This is a genomic window from Mesorhizobium sp. M7D.F.Ca.US.004.03.1.1 (assembly GCF_003998635.1).
Lineage (GTDB): Bacteria > Pseudomonadota > Alphaproteobacteria > Rhizobiales > Rhizobiaceae > Mesorhizobium > Mesorhizobium loti.
Map to the genome: position 1 here is coordinate 1 of NZ_RZQG01000606.1, position 3,683 is coordinate 3,683.

4 protein-coding genes are annotated in these 3,683 nt (G+C 57.1%); 3 read left to right on the forward strand and 1 reads right to left on the reverse strand.

Annotated elements, in window-relative coordinates:
• Positions 1–719: 4-hydroxyproline epimerase (locus EN935_RS26280; protein ID WP_127373765.1), on the reverse strand; the 719-nt coding region annotated here is incomplete at its 3' end.
• 197 nt (positions 720–916) lie between these two features.
• Between EN935_RS26280 and EN935_RS26285 the strand changes: the two genes are divergently transcribed.
• The 3 genes from EN935_RS26285 to speB all read left to right on the forward strand — a co-directional run bounded on the left by EN935_RS26285 (position 917) and on the right by speB (position 3,538).
• Positions 917–1,597, forward strand: a complete 681-nt coding sequence (locus EN935_RS26285) for a GntR family transcriptional regulator (RefSeq protein WP_164771349.1) — start codon at positions 917–919, stop codon at positions 1,595–1,597.
• Positions 1,598–1,746: 149 nt separating this feature from the next.
• Positions 1,747–2,517: a pyrroline-5-carboxylate reductase gene (locus EN935_RS26290; RefSeq protein ID WP_127266068.1), complete on the forward strand. Its 771-nt coding sequence runs from the start codon at positions 1,747–1,749 to the stop codon at positions 2,515–2,517.
• Positions 2,518–2,584: 67 nt separating this feature from the next.
• Complete coding sequence (gene speB, locus EN935_RS26295) at positions 2,585–3,538, forward strand: agmatinase (RefSeq protein ID WP_127266069.1); 954 nt, start codon at positions 2,585–2,587, stop codon at positions 3,536–3,538.
• The last annotated feature ends 145 nt before the right edge of the window (positions 3,539–3,683 follow it).

Consider the following 3,683-nt stretch of genomic DNA (forward strand, 5'->3'; position numbering starts at 1 on the left):
TTGCGGGCGTGGGCCTGACGGTGCTTGGGCGCATCGCACCACATGACATGTGTAACACCAGAGATGCGTGGATCTTCCGCGTGGACGGGTGCAACGGCGCCCTGTGCCAGCGCGCGAACGATTGGGCTCAGCTGAAGGATCTCCGACGCCTTCATCCCGTCGAGCCCGGGCCAGTTAGGCTGCGGCTCGATAATGGCGTAGAAATTTCCGCCATAGGATATGTCGAGCCGGATTTCGCCGAGACCAGGCACATCGATCTGCACGTCGGAGGCATGGAGATAGCTTGCAACATTGAACAGTCGAACGTGATCGACTTTCCCGCCTGAAAGGACGTAGTCGACCGATATACGGCCGGCCGGCGCCTCAATTACCAGCGTTCCGGGGACCTTTGGCGTGACCAACCCTTCCTCGATGGCCACCGTAACGGTGCCGATGGTGCCATGGCCACACATGGGCAGGCAGCCACTGACCTCGATGAACAACACACCGATATCGAAATCTGACGTGGACGGCGGATAGAGGATCGTGCCGGACATGACGTCGTGGCCGCGCGGCTCGAACATCAAGGAGCGCCTTACCTCGTCGTGTTGTTTGATGAAGATCTGGCGCTTCTCAGCCATAGGTGCGGTTGCAGGAAGAACCGGACCGCCGCCAACGACCACGCGCACAGGATTCCCGCAGGTGTGCGCATCAACACAGAAATACGTCGAACGGCTCACGGCAAGCGAACTCCAGCGACAAGCAACGAAAATCAACATTGCATAAAATATGCGATCCGGTCAAATCCTTTTGCGAAGCCGCTGTTTTCGCGGCCGAAATCCGGCAAAATTCGCTCGGGTCTTGCCTAAATTATGCAATGTCACTAGGTTTGGGGCCGGCCGGAGTGGCCGTTAGATCTGCGGAAGGCATAGGCGGAATGCACAACGGCAAGGGCCATCGACCCGGCGGCATCAAGCGCCAGACCACAGTTGATCTGGTCTCCGACGAGTTGCGGCGTCGCATAATATCGGGCGAACTAGCCGAAGGGGAGCAGCTCTTGCAGGAGCACCTTGGAAGAGATCTCGGCGTCAGTCGAATTCCGATACGTGAGGCTTTGCGCCAACTTGAGGCAGAGGGGCTTGTAACAATCTCTTCACATCGCGGCGGTGTGGTTTCTGCACTGTCCTTGGAAGAAATTCGAGAGTTGTTTGCCCTGCGCGCCTGCCTGGAAACCTGGCTTTTGTCTCTCGCAATCCCGACTATGACGGATAGTGATCTTGACAAAGCAGAAGTCTTTGCCAATGAGATGCTTACAGGTGAGGTGGCGCATTGGGGCGAATTGAACTGGCGTTTTCACGAAACGCTTTACGCGCCGGCGAAATACAGTCAAACGATGGCGATGCTTCATCGTATTCATAAAAATATTGACCGCTATTTGCGCATGCAGATCACGCTGACTTCGGGTTGGCAGAAGGCGCAAGAAGAACATCGCAATATTGTAAATTTGTGCCGCGCCAGGGATGTGCGGCGGGCAGTGGCCGCGCTCGATGCACACATTATGGATGCATCAACCGACCTTATCCGTGTGATCTCGGAGCGCCGCCAGGCAGCGCAATAGGACGAACCGGCTGTCTCGGGGGGGGGCGCGAGTGGGGATCGCGTCGTCTACAAACGCTTTCGCCTGCAATTCTGTTGCATTCATATGACAATTGTATATTTTATGCAATTAGGCTTGCTTTGAACCTGATTAGGAATGCGGAGCAGAAATTGAGCAAACTCGGTTTTGTAGGGACAGGGTCGATTACAGTCGCCATTGTCGAGGGGCTCCACGCAGGCGAGGCGCCGGCCCCGGCTATCCTGGTGTCGCCCCGCAACGCCCAAAACGCCAAGCGATTGGCCGCCGCCTTCAAAGGCGTGTCTGTCGCCCATGACAACCAACAGATCGTCGACGAGAGCGATATCACACTGCTGGCGGTGCGCCCACAGGTGGCAGAGGAGGTCGTTCGTGCGCTGCGGTTTCGAAACGGTCAAAAGCTCGTTTCCCTGGTTGCAGGCATCGGCGCTGATACGCTGCAGACATGGATATCGGAAAAAGTCGACATCGTGCAGGCCATTCCACTGCCTTTTGTGGCCGCCCGTCTTGGCTTTACGGTCATTTGTCCGCCCGACAATGCCGCCATTGCCTTATTCGATCGTGTGGGCAGCACTCTCGGCATCGAAGATCAGCGCTCGCTAAAGGTGTTTTTTGCCGCCAGTGCCATGATGGGCCTCTATTTTGGCCTGCTTGAGACAGCGTCGGACTGGCTGTTGAAAGAAGGGCTCGAAGGCTCTGCCGCCAAACACTATCTCAACAGCTTGTTTGCGGGCCTTTCCCACGCTGCGCTCAACAGCGGCGCGGACTTTCCGGATCTTCGGCACGAGTTTTCCACCAAAGGCGGGATCAACGAGCAGCTGTTTAGAGTTTTTTCTGAGCATGGCGGCCGCAGTGCTCTGCATGAAGGTCTCGACGCTGTCATGGCGCGTCTCAACAAAGCTTAGAAATAGAAGTTTTGGCGATGCCTGCGTCGAATTTTCCAATGGATGATAACAAGTACAGGGGAGTTGAATGACCGACAGTCTGGCTCAGGTCGACGTTACAGTGGTTCCGCGTTTCGCGAACATTGCAACATTTATGCGTTCGGCGCATATACCGGTTTCGCAAGGTTTGGACATCGCGATTTCCGGTGTGCCCTTCGATTTGGGCACGGCCTTTCGCATCGGGTCCCGGTTCGGGCCATCCTGTGTACGCGAGCAGTCGCGGCACGTGCGCAGGATTCACCAGACCTTTGGCTTCTCGCCCTTCGATCTTTGCAAGGTGGCCGACGTCGGCGATGCGCCAGTGCGCTCCTTCAGCATTGGAGACAGCCTGTCGCTGATCGAAGCGCATTTCAGAAAGATAAAGGATCTGGATATCGTGCCTCTAACGATTGGTGGCGACCACACGATCTCGCTGCCGATTCTGCGCGGTATTGTCCGTGATGCTCCGGTGGGTCTAATCCATATCGACGCGCATTCGGACACGCTTGATGCCATCCAAGGTGAGCGTTACTGCAACGGAACACCGTTTCGACGCGCTGTCGAAGAAGGTCTGATCGATCCGAAGCGCTTCGTCCAGGTAGGCATACGAGAAACGCTGTTTGACACCGACGACCATGATTGGGCAAAGGCAGCCGGCATCCGTATGATCTCAATGAAGGAGATTGACGAGCGCGGCCCTGCTGACGCCGTGCGGGAGATCCGCTCCATCATTAGTGAAGAACCAGCCTACCTGACGCTTGACATCGATTCGCTCGATCCGAGCTATGCCCCCGGCACCGGAGCCGTCGAGCCGGGCGGATTCACCGTCCGCGAGGTGGAAACGCTGCTCGAAGGCTTGATGGGCGTCGACCTCATTGGCGCGGATCTCCCGGAAGTCTCGCCGCTTTATGATGAAGGTGGGCGCACGGGTAGGGTGGCGGCGACCCTGGCTTTCGACATGCTCTGCCTATTGGCCAAAGCACGCTCGCGCAGAAAGCTCTGACGCGGTGAGCGACCCGGGAGGGGTCGGCTTGCCCTGATTGTTCAAAACTTTGCCCCGACATCGCCGGACGCCAAGAACCGACACCTTGCGGGGAAACAGCTTCCGGCCGAAAGGATCATGCGGTGGGACAGACGGTTTTCATCCC